The organism is Nocardia salmonicida NBRC 13393, assembly GCF_001613085.1.
Classification (GTDB): Bacteria; Actinomycetota; Actinomycetes; order Mycobacteriales; family Mycobacteriaceae; genus Nocardia; species Nocardia salmonicida.
Window position 1 is genome coordinate 307,336 of record NZ_BDBR01000004.1, and the last position, 19,269, is coordinate 326,604.

Here is a 19,269-nt window from a genome sequence, read left to right on the forward strand (position 1 = left end):
GTACCCCGATCCCGGCCTGAGAGGTACCTGTCGATGACCGACGAGACAACGCTGCGGCACTATCTGCGGCGCACTGCCAGCGCACTACTGCAGACCAGAAACGACCTGCACCGGTTGGAAGCCGCACGCAGCGAACCGATCGCCGTCGTCGGCATCGGCTGCCGCTATCCCGGTGGCATCCAATCGCCGGACGACCTGTGGGACTTGGTGAACTCCGGCGCCGATGTGGTGTCGGATTTCCCCGATGACCGCGGCTGGCGACTGGATTCGCTGTTCGACGACGATCCCGATCATCCCGGCACCGTCTATGCCCGCACCGGCGGATTCCTCGACGACGCCCTTGATTTCGACGCCGGCTTCTTCGGCATCGCACCACGCGAGGCACTGGCGATGGATCCGCAGCAACGGCTGCTGCTCGAGGTGTCGTGGGAAGCGCTCGAACACGCGGGCCTCGACCCGACGCAGCTGCGCGGCAGCGAATGCGGTGTGTACGTCGGCGCGATGTACCACGATTACGCGAGCAGGCTGCGCACCGTGCCCGTCGAGCTGGAAGCCCAACTCGGCACCGGTAGCGCGAGCGGTGTGTTGTCGGGTCGGCTGTCCTACGTCTACGGGTTCACCGGGCCCACGGTGACAGTGGACACGGCGTGCTCCTCGTCGCTGGTGGCGATGCACCAGGCGATCGGGGCGTTGCGCGGCGGCGAGTGCGAACTGGCACTGGCGGGCGGGGTTACCGTGATGTCGAGCCCGTCGAGCTTCGTAGAATTCAGTCGCCAGCGGGGCCTCGCCCGTGACGGTCGCTGCAAGGCGTACGCGGCAGGCGCGGACGGCACCGGATTCTCCGAAGGTGTCGGCATCCTGGTCCTGGAACGTCTTTCCGACGCGATCCGCAACGGCCATCAGGTACGGGCGGTGTTGCGCGGATCCGCGGTGAATTCCGACGGCGCCTCCACCGGACTCACGGTGCCGAACGGGGCCGCTCAGCAGCGCGTGATCCGGCAGGCGCTGAGCGCCGCGGGTATACAGCCCGGCGACATCGACATGCTCGATGGACACGGCACCGGTACCACCCTCGGCGATCCCATCGAGGTCCGCGCCCTACTCGATGTGTTCGGCGGGGAACGCGATGCCGAGCCGCTGTGGCTGGGATCTGTGAAATCGAACCTCGGACATACCCAGGCGGCAGCGGGCGTCGCGGGCGTGATCAAGACCATCATGGCGATCCAGCACGCGACAGTGCCCGCCACGCTGCACGTCGACGCCCCGACACCGCACGTCGACTGGGCGGATGGCGCCGTACAGCCCATCACCGAGAGCCGGGCGTGGCCGCAGACCGGCAGACCACGGCGCGGTGGGGTGTCGTCGTTCGGGATCAGCGGGACCAACGCCCACGTCATCGTGGAGCAGGCACCGGAAACCGAACCGGCACAGTTGAATTCGACACCGGCCGCACGGGAGCAAGCCTCGCCGCTGGCGACGTGGGTCGTGTCGGCCAAGTCCGACGCGGCCCTCGCCGACCAGGCGGGACGGCTCGCACAGTGGGTCCGCGCGCGACCTGACCTCGCCCCCACCCCGACCGGGCGCGCGCTCACCGCCACCCGGTCGATATTCGCCCACCGCGCCGTGATCTTCGGACGCGACCGCGGCGAGTTGCTGGCCGGCTTGGACACCTTGGCGGTCGGCGGCGAATCCCCCAGTGTCGTGCGCGGCGTCGCCCACGAAGGTCGGATCGCGGTGATGTTCCCCGGCCAGGGCGCCCAGCGCAACGGCATGACTCGCACGCTCTATGCGACAAGTCCTACCTACGCAGCGGCTTTCGACGAGATATGCGCCGAATTCGATCGGCGCTTCGACGGCATCGGTCTGGCCGACGTGATCTTCGCCGAGCCCGGCACCGCGCCCGCGCAGCGCCTCGACCGCACCAGCTACACCCAGGCCGCATTGTTCACGGTGGAAGTGGCGCTCTACCGGTTGGCCGAATCCTTCGGTCTGCGACCCGATTTCCTGATCGGCCATTCCATCGGCGAACTGACCGCCGCCTATCTGGCCGGCGTGTGGAGCCTGGCCGACGCGGCAGAGCTGGTGGTCGCGCGCGGGCGCATGATGGACCGCCTACCCGGCCGCGGCGCGATGCTCGCGGTGGCGGCCGGGGAACACAAGGTGGCGCCGCTGCTGGTCGGCCGCGAACACACGGTATCGGTGGCGGCGATCAACGGCACGGCCGCGGTGGTGCTCTCCGGCACCGACACGGCGGTGGACGAGATCGCGGCCACCTTGGAGACCTTGGGCCGCCGCACGAAACGACTCCAGGTGGCGCACGCGTTCCATTCACCGCTGATGGATCCGATGCTCGCCGAGTTCACCGAGGTGTGCCGTCGCCTCGAATACCACCCGCCCCGGATCTCCCTCGTGTCCGACGTGACCGGCGCGGTGGCCGATCCGGAGGTGCTGTGCACGCCCGAGTATTGGGCCGCGCAGGTTCGTCAGCCGGTGCGCTTCTACGACGGGATCACCGGCCTGCACGCCGATCGCGACGTGCGCATGTTCCTCGAGATCGGACCGGGAACCACCCTGACGGCACTGGCCAGGGAGGCGTTCACCGGACAGACCGGCGTGACCACAGCGCCGCTGCTGCCGGGACGTCGCGACGAGACCGACGCGGTGATCGCCGGCCTCGCGACCGTCTTCGCGGCCGGAACACCGGTCGACTGGTACCCCGAACCCACCGGCGCCGATCCGGTGCCGCTGCCGACGCACGCCTTCCAACGTCGCCGGTACTGGCTCGACGCGGGCTCGGACGAGCTGCCCGGCGCCACCACGACCGGGCACCGGCTGCTCGACCGCGCGATGACGCTGGCCGACGACGCGGTGTTGTTCTCCGGGTCGTTGTCGCGCGAGGGCTGCCCGTGGATCGACGACCACGTCATCCACGGCGCCGCGCTGCTGCCCGCGACCGCCTTCGTCGACATTGCGCTGTTCGCCGCGAGCTGGTGCGGCCAGGACGAGCTCGGCTCCGTCGACGAACTCACGGTGGTGGCGCCGTTGATCGTGCCCGCGCACGCGACGCTGTCGTTGCAGGCCGTGGTCGGTGCGCCCGAGCCCGACGGCACCCGATCGCTGACCATCCACTCCCGCGTCGGCGACGACGCGGCGGATCCGTGGACGCGCCACGTGGAGGCCACCCTCGGCGCCGACGGCCCGGTACACGATTCGACCGGTCCCACAGCGGTGCGCGATTGGCCGCCCACGGGCGCGGTGCCGATCGACGTCGACGCGCGCTACCGGGAACTCGCGGCGGCCGGTTTCCACTACGGGTCGACCTTCCGCGCCACCGCGCTGTTCACGCGCGGTGACGACCTGTTCGCCGACGTGGTGCTCGCACCCGAGCTGGACAGCGACGGACACCGCGTCCATCCGGCGATCCTGGATGCCGCACTGCACCCGCTCGCCTCGGTGGACGCCGAGCGAACGCGACTTCCCTTCTCCTGGCGGGGTATTCGACTGCATCGCGTGCCGGGGCCAGGTCCGCTGCGTGCCCGGCTGAGCATCGTCGACGATCATTCGACCGTCGAAATCCTCGACACCGCCGATCGCCCGGTGCTGTCGGCGGCGGCACTGGTGCTGCGGACCGTCGACCCGAAGATGCTCGAGGCCGGGTCGGCGAACGGACGCACCGTCGACTCGCTGTTCGGGCTCTCCTGGGTGGAACTGCCCGGTACCGCCCGCCCGGCGCAGGGACGCACCGCCGACATCACCGGCGCGGCGCCGACCTGGTTCGATGTGCCCGCGAGCGACCCGACGCCGGCCGGGGTTCGCGTCGCGCTGACCGCGACCCTGGACCGGCTGCGATCATGGCTGGCCGAGGAGGAATCCGCCGTCCTGACCATCCGTACCCGCGGCGCTGTCGCCGTCGACGCGGAGACCGTGGGCGATCCGGGCGGCGCTGCGGTCTGGGGCCTGGTGCGCTCGGCGCAGACCGAGCATCCTGGCCGGTTCGTCCTGGTCGACGTGCTGGACGGCGAACCGGCCACCCTGCCCTACGGCGAACCCCAGATCGCGGTCCGCGCCGACCGATTCCTCGCGCCACGACTGGTTCCCGCGCAGCGGCGCGCGGCCGAGTCCGACCAGCGCGCATCGGTATGGAACCCCGAGGGAACCGTGCTCATCACCGGTGCGAGCGGCGGCCTCGGTGGGCTGGTCGCACGACACCTCGCCGACGAGCACGGGGTCCGGCATCTGCTGCTGGTGAGCCGCGGCGCCATCGACACCGCCGAGCTGACGGCCCGTGGGGTCCAGGTCAGCACGGCTGCCTGCGACGTCACCGACAGTGCCGCCCTGGCCGAGGCGATCGCGACGATCCCGGCCGAGCACCCGCTCATCGCGGTGGTGCACGCGGCCGGTGTGGTCGACGACGGTGTGGTCGACACGCTGACCCCCGAGCAGTTCGAGCGGGTGCTGCGTCCCAAGGTGGACGGAGCATGGAACCTGCACAACGCCACCCGCGAGCTGAATCTGACCGCTTTCGTGCTGTTCTCCTCGGTCGCGAGCGTCCTGGGCGCGGCCGGTCAGGGCAACTACGCGGCCGCGAACGCCTACCTGGACGCCCTCGCCGGTCAACGCCGCGCCGAAGGGCTGCCCGCGACGGCGCTGGCCTGGGGGCTGTGGGCCCGTCAAACCGGCATCACCGGCCACCTCGACGCCACCGATCACGCCCGTCTGGCGCGCACCGGCATCGTCGCGCTGTCCGACACCGAGGGGCTGCGCCTGTTCGACGCGGCGTGCGAGCGCGAGGAGACCTTCCTGGCCGCGGGCGCACTCGAGGCCGGCGCGCTCGATCCGGCCGGTGCGCCACCGCCGTTGCGCGACCTGATCCGCCCGCGTCGGCGCACCGATATCGGCGCGGGCGCCACCCGGCGCCACGACACCGGCGCCACCGATCCGGCCGACCTGTCCGCCCGAATCGCTGTGATGGACACCGACAGCCGCCGCGAATACGTGCGAGATCTGGTGCGCGACAACATCGCGACCGTCCTCGGCCACGCCGCGGACTCGACTGTCGACGCCGACCGCTCGTTCAAGGAACTCGGTTTCGACTCGCTCACCGGAATGGAGTTGCGCACCCGGTTGGGTGCGGCGACCGGCTTGCGCCTGCCCGCCACCCTGGTCTTCGACTATCCGACACCGGATGACGTGGCCGCTCATCTCGAGGAACGTCTCGAGGCCGAGATCCCTTCCACAACAGGACTTTCCGATGATGCCGTGCGCGCGACACTGGCACGGATTCCGATCCAGCGACTACGCGAGGTCGGATTGCTCGATTCGGTGTTGCGGCTGGCCGACGAACCGGCGAGCCACGAACCGACCGCCCCCGACCGCTTCGCCGAAGTGGCCGACCCCGGCACCGCCGCGATCGCGGCGATGTCGGCGGCCGAGCTGATCCGGATGGCTCGCGGCGACAACGACAGGACCGTAGCGTGAACGATCAGGAATACGACGTCGTCGTGGTCGGTGGCGGATCCGCCGGGGTTGCCGCCGCCGTCGGCGCCGGCCGGGCGGGCGCGAGAACACTGCTGGTGGAACGCGGTCCGTGCCTCGGCGGGGCGGCCACGCTGCGCAATGTGCTCACCTACTGCGGGATCTACACCAGGTCGGACCCGCCGCAGCAGGTGGTGTTCGGCATCGCCGACGAGGTGTTGGCCGGCCTGCGGGCGATGGACGCGGTGACCCCGCCGACCCGATTCACTTCGGTCGCCGTCGTTTTCGATCCGGAAGCGGTGAAAGTCGTCCTCGACGAGATCTGCGCGGAGGCAGGCGTCGAGGTCCATCTCGACAGCCAGCTCGTCGCCGCCGATCGTGGCGCCGGCGAGATCATGTCGATTCGCGTCGCCGATCATCAGGGTGTTCGCCAGATCAGCGCGGCCGCGTTCGTCGATGCGACCGGCGAGGCCGATCTGGCGACGTTCAGCGGCGCCACGGTGCGCTACGGCAACGACGGAATCGTCCAGAACGGCACGCTCGGTGTCCGATTCGGTGGTATCGCGGCGGACGCCGACATCGCCCGCGACACACTGTCGGCGGCCATCCGGGCCGCCAAATCCGGCGGCGCTCCGCTGCTGGCCGAACGCGGACTCGTCGCGCGCCTGCCGGTGTCGGGTGACGTCATCACCTATGTGGTCGACGAAGGATACGACGCCCGCGACGTGGGGCAGCTGGCCCGCGCGCAGACCCACGCGCGGATCCAGGCGCGCGACTATCTCACCGCGCTGCGCGCCGTCCCGGGATGGGAGCGCGCCTACATCGTGAGCACCGGCCCCGAGATCGGTACCAGGGAGTCACGCCACGTCGTCGGCACCTATCAGCTGACAGTGGACCAGGTCCGCAGCGGCGCCCGGTCCGAGGACGCCATCGCCCTCGGCGCCTGGCCGATCGAATACCACCCCGGCGCCGGTGTCCTTCCGCAGTGGGAGTTCATCGACGACGACGGCTTCTACGACATCCCGTTCGGCGTGCTCCAGAGCATCGACACCGTCAACCTGTTCGCCGCGGGCCGCGTCGTCGACGCCGACCGCCTCGCCGGGGCGTCACTGCGGGTGATGGGCACCGCGTTCGCCACCGGGCACGCCGCGGGCATCGCCGCGGCGGTCTACGCCGACCGCACAACGGCGCTCGCCGTCGGCGCGGTCCAGAAACATCTCATCCACCAGGGCGCCTACCTGCCCACGATAGATTCCCGCTGATACGAGAAACGGGGCCTGGTGACAGGCCCCGTTTCTCGTATCGGTACCAGGAGATCAGTCCACACCGACGACAGCGGCGGTGCGTTCGACAACGCGGGCGCCGAACGCGGGGTCCCGCGACGCTGACGACGAACGGGCAGGTCCGTTCTTGTCGTAGTAGCCGCCACTGTCGTGTGCCAACTCCGGGTCGGTGGCCAACCGGACGAGCGGGGCCGCCCCGCTGTGCGCACTGGTCATGAACGGGCGCCCCACGGTCTGGATCACCCGGAACAATCCGCCTGCCGCCACGCCGAACTGGGTCGCCACCGCGCCCGGATCGGCCCCGTTCACGGTGACCCCGGAGCCCTGCCACCGCAGCGCGAGCGCGTAGCTGTAGGCGAGGGCGGCCAACTTCGCGTCACAGTACGCCGCGACCTGGCGGAACTTCCGGTCGTAGGACCAGTCGTCCAGGTTCGGGTTGCCGCGTTTCTCCATGAACGACGACGTCACGATCACCCGCGACGGCACCCCGGCCGAGTCGGCGCCGGTACGCAGTCCGTCGAACAGCCGGTGCGTCACCGCCGCGACGGCGATGTGGTTGAGGGCGAACGACCGCTCCACCCCGTCCGGTGAGAGCTCACGGTCGGCGAAACCGCCGCCCGCGTTGTTGAGCAACACGTGCACTCCGCCGGGCGCGGCCCTCCCCACCTGTTCGGCGAACGCGCGCACCCCGCTCAACGAGCCGAGATCGGCGGCGACCGGAACGAAACGCCCCGCGCCCGCGGCGCCCAACTGCTGCGCCGCGGTCGCTGTCCGCCGCCGATCACGCCCGTGCACGAGCACTGTCGCGCCCGCGCCGCCGAGGGCCGCCGCGGCCGCGTAGCCGATACCGCTGGTCGAACCGGTGATGACGACAGTGCGCCCGGACATCGATCCGGGCGCCGGGTCAGCCATCTCAGCCCTCGGCCGACTCGGACAGCGACACCACGGTCTTGCCGATGTTCTCGCCGCGGATCATCGCCGAATACGCCTCGAACGCGTTCTCGATCCCGTCGAACACCGTCTCCTCGGCCTTCAGCGAGCCGTCGGCCAGCCAGCCCTTCGCCTGGGCGAGATAGTCGGGCAGGACCGCGAAGTAGTCGGCGGCGTTCATGCTGAACAGCGACACCCGCTTGCCGATGATCAATGGCAGGTTCTTCGGGCCGGGGGGCAGCGAGTCGGTGTCGGCGTCGATGGTCGCGAGCGAGCCGGACAGGACCACGCGGCCGTGGGGTTTGATCGCGCCGAGCGCGGCATCGAGCTGCTCGCCGCCGACATTGTCGAAGTAGACGTCGATACCGCCCGGTGCGGCAGCGGCCAACTGGCCCGCCACATCGCCGGCGCGGTAGTCGATCGCCGCGTCGAACCCGAACTCCTCCACCAGCTTTCGGGTCTTCTCCGGTCCACCCGCCGACCCGATCACCAGCTTGGCCCCGAGCTTGCGCGCCAGCTGACCGGCCACCGAACCGACAGCGCCCGCCGCCGCCGAGATGAACACCACGTCACCCTCGCTCACCTTCGCCACCTCGGTGAGCCCGACGTACGCGGTGAGCCCGGTCGTGCCGAGCACGCCCAGATACGCCTGGGGCGCAACGGAGGTCACGTCGAGGGGCTGCGCCCAGGCCGCCAGGGTGTACTCGCGCCAGCCGTCGAAGTGGCTGACTACCGCGCCGACCGGAAGAGCGTCGTTGGCCGAGGCGATCACCGTACCGACGGCGGCACCGGTCAGCGCGACGTCGAGATCGAACGGCGGCAGATAGCCGACGCCCGCGTTCATCCGGCTGCGCATATACGGGTCGACCGACATCCAGTCGTTGCGGATCAGTGCCTGGCCGGGGGCGGGATCGGCCAGCGTCACCGTGGCCAGTTCGACATCGGCGAGCGAGGGGGTTCCGTCTGGACGGGCGATCAAACGCCATTCACGGCTGGTAACAGGCAAGGCAAGCTCCTTCGCTCAGGGTGGAACGACGCGCCGGGGTCATGCCGACGCGGGGTTGCTGTCGATGAACTCGAAAATCGCGGTGTCGTCGGCCAGATCGATCCGATCACCGACGACGTCGGGTTGTTGTGGGCCACGCAGTCGTTGCGCGGCCTCGAGCAGTCCGGCGACGGCACGATCGCGTTCGGCGTCCGACGGATCGGCCCCGCCCAATCTGTCGAGCAGAGCGGTCAATTCGCCGAGCAGCGGCGCGACCGCGTCGGCATCGGATGCCAGCAGGCCACACAGGTGTTCAGTGAGCGCATACGGTGTCGGATAGTCGAACATCACTGTCGTCGACAGCATGACGCCCATCGATTTCTTCAGGTGGTTACGGAGCTCGACCGTTGTCAACGAGTCGAACCCCATGTCTACGAATCTCTGTTGTGGATCGAGTGCTTCATCGGCCACCCGACCGAGCACGGTGGCCACATGTCGTGCCAGTAGCTCCGACACGACGCGACGCTGGTCGGCGCCACTGCGCCCCACGAGCAGCAACGCGGTGTTCTCCGACACCGACGCCGACTGCGCATTGCGACGCATACGAACGATCGTACTCAACATCGTGGGTACCGGCGACCCGGCCGTGGCCGACGCCCTCGCCGCCGCGACATCGATGCGCATCGGCACCGATGCCGGCGTGCCCGACGTCAGCGCCGCGTCGAACAGCCCCAACGCCTCCGCGGTGGACAGTGGCGTGAACCCGTTGCGGGCCATCCGGTCCAGATCTCGCTGCGCCAGATGTCCACTCACGCCGCTTCGCTGTGCCCACAGCCCCCACGCCAACGATGTCGCGGGCACCGCGGATCGGGCGGCGCGCACCGCGAGTCCGTCCAGGTAGGCGTTGCCCGCCGCGTAGTTGGCCTGGCCCGCGTTGCCGAGAACGCCTGCCGCCGAGGAGAACAGGACCAGCGCCGACAGGTCGAGGTCGCGGGTCTGCTCGTACAGGTTCCACGCGGCGTCGACCTTCGCGGGCAGCACCCGATCCAGATCCTCGACGGTCAACTTCTCGAACGCCGCGTCGCTCACGGTGCCCGCGCAGTGGATGACAGCGCCGAGCGGGCGCTCGGGATCGATACCGGCGAGCACGGCTGCCAACGCGGCCCGGTCAGCGACATCGCACGCGGCGACCGTGGCTTCGGCGCCGCCCTCGCGCAGCTCGGCGACGAGTTCCGCCGCACCCGGCGTCTCGGCACCGCGTCGGGACGTCAGCAGCACCCGCTGAACTCCGTACTCGGCCACGACATGTCGGGCGAGCGCGGCACCGATCGTGCCGACACCGCCGGTGATCATGACGGTGCGGCTCGGGTCCAGCGGCGGCGGCACGGTGAGGACCACCTTGCCGACCTGGCGGGCCTGGCTCACGAACCGCAGGGCGCTGGTGGCCTGCCGGACGTCCCAGGTGGTGACCGGCGGTGGGGTGAGCGCGCCCGCGTCGAACAGGGCCACGATCTCGGCCAGCATCTGCGCGATCCGGTCGGGCGCGACCTCGGTGATGAGGAACGAGTGGTAGCCGACACCCGGATACTCGGCGGCGATCACGGCGGGATCGCGGCGATCGGTCATGCCCATCTCGACGAACTGCCCGCCGCGCGGCAGCAGCCGCAGCGACGCGTCGACGAATTCGCCTGCCAGCGAATCGAGGACGACGTCGACACCGTCGCCGTCGGTCGCGACACGGAACTGTTCCTCGAAGTCCAGGGTCCGCGAATTGGCGATCCGCTCGGGCGCCAACCCGTCCGCGACCAGCACGTTCTGCTTGCCCGGACTCGCGGTCGCGTAGACCCGCGCACCCCAGTGCTTCGCCAATTGCCGAGCGGCGGTACCGACGCCACCGGTCGCGGCGTGGATCAGCAGGGACTGACCCGCGCGCAGGTTCGCCAGGTCGAGCAGACCGTAGTACGCGGTCAGGTACACCACCGGGACCGAGGCGGCCTGATGGAAAGACCAGCCCGCCGGAATCCGCACGATCGTGCGGTGGTCGGTGACCACCGTCGACCCCACACCGTCGAACAGACCCATCACTCGATCGCCGGGCGCGAAGTCGGTGACGTCGGGCGCCACGTCGACGACCACACCGGCGCCCTCGCCGCCGAGTACGGCGTCCGGATTCGGATACATGCCGATGCTGATCAGCACGTCGCGGAAATTGATGCCGGCCGCCCGCATCCGCACCCGTACCCGGCCCGGGGCCAACACCGGAACGGGATCCTCGGCGAGGCGGGTCAGACCGATCGTGGTCAGCGTGCCCTTCTCTCCGATCGTCAACCGCCAGTGCGGATCACGGATCGGGTCGGCCACGTCGTGTATGTCGTGGCGGATCATTCTCGGCACCGAGGCACTCGCTCCGCGCCAGGCCACCTGCGGCTCGCCGGCCGCGACGGTCGCGGCGACAGCGTCATCGAGCACGGTGTCGGGGCCGAGGTCGAGCAGCACCAGCCGATCCGGGTTCTCGGTCTGGGCCGACCGCAGCAGTCCCCAGATCGCCGCACCGCGCAGATCGACGGTATCGGTCACCTCGACCGCCACCGCACCGCGCGTCACCACGACCAGCGTGGTGTCGGTCAGCCGTTCGGTCGCGAGGAATCGCTGGACCTGGTCCAAGACCAGCGCCGTGGTGGCGCGCACCTCCGAGGGCTCGTCGGTGCCGTGTGATGCGACGACCAGGACCGCGTGCTCGGGTGCGCTCTGCGTGCCCTCGAGGTCGGCGATGCTCGGCACGGGCGCCGAGGGCGTACTCGGCAGCGCTACGCCGGGCAGTGGAATCCACTCCACCGCGTAGAGCGGATGCGCGCTCGATCGGGTCCGCTCGTCGGATCCCGCCGACTCGCGCAGCAGCAGGGCGTCCACCGACAGCACCGGTCGGCCCGCGGTGTCGTCGGCGGTGACCCGGAGACGATCGGGCGCCGTCGCCGTGAGCGAGACGCGCAGAACCGACGCACCCACCGCGTGCAGCCGCACGCCCTCCCAGCTGAACGGCAACCGCAGGCGTGCACCGGGTTCGGTGTCGACCATGCCGTGCAGCGCGGCGTCGAGCAACGCGGGGTGCAGGTGGAACGCGGTGGTGTCGAGGTGGTCTGGCGCGGTGACGGTGGCGAACACGTCGTCCCCACGGCGCCACAACTGGCGAACACCCCGGAACAACGGTCCGTACTGATAGCCGAGTCGCTCGAGCCGCTGATAGAAGTCGGCGGTCTCGACCGGCACCGCGCCTTCGGGCGGCCACGGCGCCGCCGAGCCGGTGTCGGTCGCGGCGCGCTCGCCGAGCTCGCCGCACGAGCTGAGGGTGGCTTCGGCATGGCGGCGCCAGCCCGCACCCTCGCTGGAGTGCACCGTCACCGAGTAACGGCCGTCTTGCGGTACATCGACGATGAGTTGGACGCGCACGTCATCGGTGCCGGTCAGCGTCAGCGGGGCGACGACGATGAGGTCGTCGACGCGGTCACATCCGACACTGTCGGCCGCCCGCAACAACAATTCGACGAACACCGTGCCCGCCACCACGATCTGGCCGTCGATCCGGTGATCGGCCAGCCACGGGTGCGTCCGCGTAGACAACACGCCGGTCAGGACGACGCGACCGCTGTCGGCGACCGAGATCTCCGCCCCGAGCAGGGGATGCGCCGCCGCGTCCAGACCCGAGGCCGTGACATCACCGGCACCGGCCTCGACCGTCAACCAGAAGCGCTGGTGCTCGAAAGCGTAGGTAGGCAACGTGATTCGTCGCCCGCTCGCCAGCGCGGGCAGTCCGGCCCAATTCACTGCGACGCCGGCCGAATAGGCGCGGGCCAGCGCGGTGTACACCGAGAGTTCCTCGTCCTGCGCGGGGCGCAGCAACGGCGCGACAACCGCGTTCGACGAACCGTCGTCGTCGGCGAGGACCAGCGACGACAGCGCCGCACCCGGCCCGACCTCCAGGAAAACGCCCACCCGACCGGATCCGCGCAACCAACTCAACCCATCGGCGAAGCGCACCGGGTCGCTGACATGGCCCACCCAGTACTCGGGCGAGCACAGCTCCGCCGCGGTGGCGCGTGCGCCGGTGCGGTTGGACACCACCGGAATCTTCGGCGCGTGATAGGTGAGATCGGCGCACACGGCGGCGAACTCGGCGAGCATCGGCGCCATCAACGGCGAATGGAACGCATGGCTCACCCGCAGGCGTTTCACCGACGCCTCGTCGAAGTGCGCGGCGATCTCGGCGACGGCAGCGTCGGCCCCCGAGATCACCACCGACCGGCGCGCGTTCACCGCGGCGATGCTCACCTGGGTGGACCGCTCGGCGATCAGCGCCGCGACGGTCTGCTCGTCGCTCGCGATCGACAGCATCGCCCCACCTTCGGGCAGCGACTGCATCAGGGTGCCGCGCGCCGCGACCAAGCGGGTGGCGTCGGCCAACGACCAGACCCCGGCCAGATACGCCGCGCTCACCTCGCCGATGGAGTGTCCGACGAGGAAATCCGGTCGCACACCGAATGATTCGAGCAACCGGAACAGTGCCACCTCGGTCGCGAACAACGCGGCCTGGGCGTAGCCGGTGCGGTCGAGCAGTCCCGGCTCGCCCGCGCCGTCGATGACGAGCTCGCGCAGGGATCGACCCAGTGTGTCGTCCAGGTGGGCGCACACCTCGTCGAAGGCGGCGGCGAAGACCGGATAGCGCGCAGCGAGCGTCGCGCCCATGCCGACCCGCTGAGCGCCCTGGCCAGGGAACAGCATCGCCACGCGGGCCGAGGAGTCCGCCGAGCCGAGGTGGACCGCGCTGGATTCGGTGCCCGCCGCCAGCGCCGCCAGCCCGGATTCGAGCTCGTCGCGACCGTGGCCCAGGATCACGGCTCGGTGACTGAACCGAGAACGGCTCACCGCCGCGCTGAAGCCCACATCGGCGGCCACGTGTTCGGGATGCTCGGCGAGCACCTCGGCGAGCCGGGTGGCGTTGGCGCGCAACGCCGCCGAAGTCTTGGCGGACAGGATCCACGGCGTCAGCGGTGCGTCGACCGGGGCAACGGTCAGCGGTTCGCCGGCCATGGCGTCGACTGTGTCGGATTCGAGGATCACGTGCGCGTTGGTGCCGCTGATCCCGAACGACGACACCGCCGCGCGCCGGGGCCTGCCGGTCTCGGGCCACGGCCGGGCCGTAGTGACGAGTTCGATCGCGCCGCTGTCCCAATCCGCGTGCGGCGTGCGGTCATCGACGTGCAGCGTGGGCGGGACGACTCCGCCACGCATCGCAAGCACAGCCTTGATCACCCCGGCCACGCCCGCGGCGGCCTGGGTGTGGCCGATGTTCGATTTCGCCGATCCGAGCAGCAGCGGACGGGTCCGCCCCTGCCCGTAGGTGGCCAGCAGTGCCTGCACCTCGATCGGATCGCCCAGCCGGGTGCCCGTGCCGTGCCCTTCGACGAGGTCGATGTCGTCGGCGGTCAGGCCCGCGGCCGCCAGCGCCCGCCCGATCACCCGTTCCTGCGCCGGTCGGCTCGGCGCGGTCAAACCGTTCGACGCACCGTCCTGATTCACCGCGCTGCCGCGCAACACGGCGAGGACTTGGTGGCCGAGACGTCGTGCGTCCGAGAGCTTTTCGACCAGCAGGACCGCCGCGCCCTCGGACCACCCGGTCCCATCGGCGGCCGCGGCATAGGACTTGCACCGGCCGTCGGTGGCCAGCCCGCCCTGCATCGCGAACTCGGCGAACACCTTCGGCGTCGACATCACCGTGACGCCGCCGACCAGTGCCATCGAACAGCCACCACGACGCAACTCCTGCGCCGCGGTATGCAACGCCACCAACGACGACGAACACGCCGTGTCGATGGTCACCGCCGGACCTGTGAGCCCGAGCGCGAAGGCGACCCGGCCGGACACGACACTGGCCAGACTGCCCGTGCGCAGATGGCCCTCCACCTGCTGGGGCACGGCGTGCAGGCGATCGGCGTAATCGTGGTACATCACCCCCGCGTACACGCCGGTCTCGCTGCCGCGCAGGCTGACCGGATCGATACCCGCGCTCTCGATCGCCTCCCACCCGACCTCGAGCAGCAGCCGCTGCTGGGGGTCCATCGCGAGCGCCTCACGCGGCGAGATCCCGAAGAACGCCGGATCGAAATCCATGGCGTCGTACAGGAATCCACCGAGATGGGGATACGGCGGCGCGTCCGGTTCGTCGGCCCAGCCCCGGTCACCGGGGAAGTCGCCGATGCTGTCCGCGCCTTCGAGCAACTGCGTCCACCACCGGTCCGGCGAATCGGCGCCGCCGGGTAGTCGGCAGGCCATGCCCACAATGGCGATCGGTTCGGACAGCTGGGCACTGAGCTGATCGTTGCGCTTGCGTAGCTGATCGCCTTCCAGCAGCGAACTACGGAGCGCTTCGACCAGTTCGTTGTCGTGTGGCGTCATGGCTACGGCTCCTAGTTGCGGCCGCAGCCGCTGCCACGCAGCGCGGCGATATCGATGAGGTCGGCCATGGCGGCGTAACCCGCGGGACCGACGTGGTTGTCCAGGCCCCGGTACTGCGACAGGATGATCGCGTCGGCGTTCGGGTCGGCCAGCAACGCGTCGTAGTCGACGACGCCGTCAGCGATCTGCTGCGTGCGCACCCAGTCGTTGAGTTCGACCCGGCGCTGATCGGAGAACGGTGCGAAGTTGCCCGCCAGCAGCGAGTACTTCAGCGGCGGATTGGTGCCGAGCACCACCCGGATGCCCGCGGCCTGCAACCGGTACACGGCCTCGGTGTAGCCGGCGATCATCTCCGCGGTCGTCGCCCACTCGGGGATCGCGAAGTCGTTGGCGCCGAACATGACGATCGCGTCGGTGACTCCGGCCACCTCGAGCACGTCGGGCTGGATCCGGGTCAGGCCACGGGGTCCGAGTTGCGGCAGGGTACGCAACGGATCGTCGAGCAGCCGATTGCCCCAGATACCCGAGTTGACCACCGAGACCGGGATACCCGCCGCGTCGAGTCGATGTTGCAGGAAGTCGGTCGGGCGCAGGTTCTGGTCCACGGCCGCCGGTGACTGCGGCACCTCGGAGTAGCCGCTGCCGACGAAACCCTCGGTGATCGAATCGCCGAAGGCCACCAGCGTCGACGCAGAAGCCGGGGCGAGCACGTCGACACCGGCGACGTACAGCACCGAAGTCGTTGTGCGGTCCAGCGATCCGCCGCCGAGCTCGTGCGTCTGATCACCGGTGCCCGGCGAACCGTAGTAACTGGTCGCCATGCCCTGCAGGTGTTCGGTCGGCGCGCGTGAGCTGCCGGGAACGTACACGCTCACCGCCAGCGGTTCGAACGAACCGAACGACAGGGAGACCGGGTCACTGACCACGTCGCCGCCCGCCGGGACCGTCACCGACGACGCACCGTCGAAGGTCACCGTCCGCAGCGAGTCGGACGAGACCTGCGGTCCCCCGGCCTGTTTGCCGACCGTCACCGAGGTGAAGGTCACCTCGGCGGGGCTGAGCCGGTTGGTCAGGTGCACGCGCAGGGTCGCGCCCGCCCGATGCGGGGTGATCACCATGCGGTAGGTCTGGTCACCCACCGACGTGATCGGATCGAACGAGAAGTCCGCCAGCGACGCCGAATCCGACGGCGCGGCCATCCAGGTCGCCACCCAGTGGTCTCCCCCGCAACCACCGCCGACCGGAGCCGACCCGGCAGACCCAGCGGTGACCGCGACGAACCCCGCGAACAGCGGCACTATCGCCAGCACTCGCCAGTTGGCCCGGTTGCGTCGGCGTGTCATCGCCATCCACTTGCTCCTATGTTCGCGAAGGCGGCGCGCAACGCGGCCGCCGGATTGTCGTTCGTACCCAGGCTGCGCCAGCACACATGGTGGTCGGGGCGGACCAGGATCGCCCCGTCGTCGGCGATCTCGCGGACCCGCGACCAGGCGCCGTTTTCGCGATAGGTGGCCGCGCTGTGGTCGTCGCCGATGGTCGCGACCACGAACGGGGCAGCAGGATCGGCGCTGAGCTCACGCACGGCGTCGAGCCACGGCTGCCCCGCGGGACCGACCAGCAGCACCGGGCGGTCGCGGGGAACCAGGTCCAATGTCGAGAGCCGGGTGCCGTCCTTTTCCACCCACGCGTGCGGCAACCGGTGCCCCGGCCGCGTGGTGGGGTGGTAGATATCGCCCATCGGCTCGCGGGGCGGTGCCGTGGTGCCATCGGGGGTGAGGGCGCCCTCGGCGTAGGCCAGGCCGAGTTCCATGTCGTGCGCCTGGCAGTCGACCCGGTGGGTGCGGAACACCTCACCGGCGCGCGCCCTGGTCGTCGCGCCACGACGGGAATCCTCGAAGTACACGTGGAAGAACGCGGGCCGCACCAGCCGCGGCACCTGGGGACCGAAGCCGAGCGCGTTCTCGGTGATCAGCTCGGTGTTCTTCAGGATGCCCAGCGCCCAGTCCAGGTTGTCCCGGCCGATCGGGCGCCGCTCGGATTCGTAGCTGTCGAGCAGGGAGGCCTGCGACCGCCCCGACTCCACGGCCGCGATCTTCCAGGCCAGATTGTGTCCGTCCTGGATGGCGGTGTTCAGGCCGAGACCCGCGGCCGGTGGCATGCGGTGCGCCGCGTCGCCGGCCAGGAACACATTGCCCACCCGGTACTTCGCCGCGAGCACCGCGTCGACGGTCCAGCTGCTCACCTTGTGCAGAGTGATCGGCAGGTCCGGCGCCTTGAGCACATCGCGAATCCGTTGCAGCAGCGCGTCTTTGCGGGTACGGGCCGGATCGTCGGCGTCCGCGGTGAAGTGCAGACCCCATTCCTCGGAGAATTTGCCCCAGGTGGGGCCCATCTGCACCAGCATCGCGCCGGACAACTCGGCCTGTTCGGGGTTGATGAAGAAGGTGATCAGGGCGCCGTCGTGCTGCCAGCGCGACAGGTCGGCCGAGAAATGCGCCGTCGTGACCTGGTGGAACTTCGGCCACCCCTCCATCTTCACCTTCAGCCGCGGCCCCACGGTGCGACCGCCGTCGGCGGCGATCAGGTACTTGGCCCGCACCGTCGACTCCACGCCGTCGGCGTCGCGCAGCCGGGCCACGATCGTCGATCCCTCGTCGACCCAGTCGAGCAGTTCACACCCGTACCGGACGCGACCGGGCGCACGCTGCTCCGCCAGGTCACGCAGGATCGGCTCCAGCCGGATCTGTGGCAGGTTGGTCGAATCGACCGGGCTGTCGCCCGCGTAGCGTTCGCTCAGCGAGCCCGCCCCGAAGGCGTCGAGTTCGTAGAGCACCTTGCCGTCGTAGGGGCCTCGGCCGGTCAGCGAGGTCTGCCACACCACCTTGCCGAACTTGTCCAGTGGCGCGCCGACCGCGGTGATCGCGTCGGCGACCCCGTGCTGGCGGTACAGCTCCATCGTCCGCTGGCTCAGGTAATGGGCCTTCGGCAGCCGCGACGTCTCGCCACGTTGCTCGATCAGCAGATGATCCACGCCGAGATTGGAGAGGAAGATCGACGTGGACAACCCACACCCGCCCGCGCCGACGATCAGTACGGTGACGTTGTCCGACTGTGTCATTGGTGCGCTCCGATCAATTGTGGCTGTGCCCGGCGGCCATACCGGGTGTGACCGGATGCGGATCGGCACCGGCCTCGAGCTCGTCGGGCCAGACCGGGTACGGGAACGCGGTGTCCATGCCGCCGACCACCCCGGGAATGTCGCCGAACGGGCTCAGGTCCGTGGCCACCGGCGTCGTGGGGTTCGAAGGGTCGAGGAAAATGTGTACGTCCCAGCCGCGCGGATGGACCAGCCCGGACGGTGTCGACCCACCCGGCAGTGGGGTCTCGCCCCGCTTCTGGCCGAGATAGTCCTCCTGCGGCGGCATCATGTACATGTCGAACTTGGGGAAGGTGTGCACGCCACGCTCATGGAAGGCCCAGTCGCCGCGGAACATGCACAGTCCCACCTCGTTCGGGGTCTCACCGGGGATGTAGACACCGGCGTAGAACCAGCCGACCAGGTCGTACGGGAACGCAGGCGTCACGGCGTCGTGGTAGTCGAAGCCGGTCTGTCGTGAGCGGTAGAACAACCCCGCGGGCTTGCCGCTGACCACGGTGTCGCGGCCCGGGTTCATGCCGGGCATCTGCTTGCCGATGATCTGCAGTGCCTGGTTCAGGTCGAGCAGCGCCACACCCATCCGCTCGTACTGCACCCAGCCGTGCGAGTCGGGACCATAGGTGCCCGCGGCCGCCAGCGGCGCCAGGTCCTCCGGGCCGTTGAGCGTCCGCAGCGGACCGAGCAGGTCGAACACGCGCTGCTGGTCGGCCCGCAGCGACTCGGTGCGCTGTTCGGCGGTACACCGATCGCTCGCGATCGGCACTCCCGGTTTCGCCACGGCAGTCGGTGACGCCACGACGTTGGTGATCACCGCCAACGCGGACACCAGGAGGGTTCCGGGCACCGTCAGCCGTCGGCGCCACGCTCCCGGTGCGGTGCGCATCGCTCCGGCGGCACCATGATGTCGCATTCGCATGAGGTCGGTATTTCCTTTCTGACGACCCGACGCCGTCTTCGACGACGCCGGGTCAGGGGTGAAATGACAAACT

8 protein-coding genes are annotated in these 19,269 nt (G+C 69.9%); 2 read left to right on the forward strand and 6 right to left on the reverse strand.

Going from position 1 to position 19,269, the window contains the following annotated elements:
* Nucleotides 1–33 precede the first annotated feature (33 nt).
* A complete protein-coding gene (locus tag NS1_RS05450; protein WP_062982188.1) occupies nt 34–5,478 on the forward strand; it encodes a type I polyketide synthase in 5,445 nt (1,814 codons plus the stop codon).
* Nucleotides 5,475–6,737, forward strand: coding sequence for an FAD-dependent oxidoreductase (locus tag NS1_RS05455; RefSeq protein ID WP_062982190.1), 1,263 nt, complete (start codon nt 5,475–5,477; stop codon nt 6,735–6,737). Before NS1_RS05450 ends, NS1_RS05455 begins: the two co-directional genes overlap by 4 nt.
* A 54-nt stretch (nt 6,738–6,791) precedes the next feature.
* On the opposite strand, the gene NS1_RS05460 is transcribed toward NS1_RS05455, so the two are convergent.
* The 6 genes from NS1_RS05460 to NS1_RS05485 are packed head-to-tail and all read right to left on the reverse strand — an operon-like array spanning nt 6,792 to nt 19,196.
* A complete protein-coding gene (locus NS1_RS05460; protein WP_062982192.1) occupies nt 6,792–7,670 on the reverse strand; it encodes an SDR family NAD(P)-dependent oxidoreductase in 879 nt (292 codons plus the stop codon).
* A gap of 1 nt (nt 7,671) precedes the next feature.
* Complete coding sequence (locus tag NS1_RS05465; RefSeq protein ID WP_056820868.1) at nt 7,672–8,694, reverse strand: NADP-dependent oxidoreductase; 1,023 nt, start codon at nt 8,692–8,694, stop codon at nt 7,672–7,674.
* Nucleotides 8,695–8,733: 39 nt separating this feature from the next.
* The gene (locus tag NS1_RS05470; RefSeq protein WP_062982194.1) at nt 8,734–15,123 is read right to left on the reverse strand and encodes a type I polyketide synthase; all 6,390 of its coding nucleotides are present in this window, start codon (nt 15,121–15,123) and stop codon (nt 8,734–8,736) included.
* Nucleotides 15,124–15,134: 11 nt separating this feature from the next.
* Nucleotides 15,135–16,472 carry a GDSL-type esterase/lipase family protein gene (locus tag NS1_RS05475; protein ID WP_255284432.1) on the reverse strand — a complete coding sequence of 446 codons (1,338 nt, stop codon included), beginning with the start codon at nt 16,470–16,472 and terminating at the stop codon, nt 15,135–15,137.
* Nucleotides 16,463–18,241: an FAD-dependent monooxygenase gene (locus NS1_RS05480; RefSeq protein ID WP_062982196.1), complete on the reverse strand. Its 1,779-nt coding sequence runs from the start codon at nt 18,239–18,241 to the stop codon at nt 16,463–16,465. The genes NS1_RS05475 and NS1_RS05480 overlap by 10 nt, the downstream gene beginning before the upstream one ends.
* Nucleotides 18,242–18,254: 13 nt before the next feature.
* Nucleotides 18,255–19,196: a hypothetical protein gene (locus tag NS1_RS05485; protein WP_062982198.1), complete on the reverse strand. Its 942-nt coding sequence runs from the start codon at nt 19,194–19,196 to the stop codon at nt 18,255–18,257.
* Nucleotides 19,197–19,269 lie beyond the last annotated feature (73 nt).

Bases quoted from the DNA above. Each gene is read 5' to 3' on its own strand.
- NS1_RS05485 (WP_062982198.1), bottom strand. From the start codon at position 19,196: ATGCGAATGCGACATCATGGTGCCGCCGGAGCGATGCGCACCGCACCG.
- NS1_RS05470 (WP_062982194.1), bottom strand. From the start codon at position 15,123: ATGACGCCACACGACAACGAACTGGTCGAAGCGCTCCGTAGTTCGCTG.
- NS1_RS05450 (WP_062982188.1), top strand. From the start codon at position 34: ATGACCGACGAGACAACGCTGCGGCACTATCTGCGGCGCACTGCCAGC.
- NS1_RS05480 (WP_062982196.1), bottom strand. From the start codon at position 18,241: ATGACACAGTCGGACAACGTCACCGTACTGATCGTCGGCGCGGGCGGG.
- NS1_RS05460 (WP_062982192.1), bottom strand. From the start codon at position 7,670: ATGGCTGACCCGGCGCCCGGATCGATGTCCGGGCGCACTGTCGTCATC.
- NS1_RS05475 (WP_255284432.1), bottom strand. From the start codon at position 16,472: ATGGCGATGACACGCCGACGCAACCGGGCCAACTGGCGAGTGCTGGCG.